Source organism: Citrobacter sp. TBCS-14, from assembly GCF_005280805.1.
GTDB classification, from domain to species: Bacteria; Pseudomonadota; Gammaproteobacteria; order Enterobacterales; family Enterobacteriaceae; genus Citrobacter; species Citrobacter gillenii.
This window is the reverse complement of the sequence record NZ_SZWM01000477.1, coordinates 1-212: the sequence shown is the minus strand read 5'-3', so window position 1 is coordinate 212 and position 212 is coordinate 1. Positions and strand designations below refer to the sequence as shown.

The following is a 212-nucleotide window of genomic DNA, read 5'->3' as shown; positions in this document are numbered from 1 at the left end:
ATGATGATGCCGTAGGTCATGATGAAATACTGGGCGGATGCTCCGACCAAAATGAAAATGCACGCGACCAGGCGGTTAAGCCACAGGAAAGAGGCCAGCGTGAGCACGATATTCATGACGCTGAACGCGACAACCGGCATCGATAAGAACACCAGGATATTGCGCAGGGAATCCAGCGGAAGGTCTTGCAGTACCTGTTTGTAGAACGCGAT

General features: G+C 51.9%; 1 protein-coding gene. It reads right to left on the bottom strand.

Annotated features, from left to right (window positions below; all coding sequences use genetic code 11):
* Window positions 1-212 (bottom strand): phosphoethanolamine transferase domain-containing protein (locus FDX22_RS31350; protein ID WP_255432966.1); only part of this gene is annotated, 212 nt, incomplete at both ends.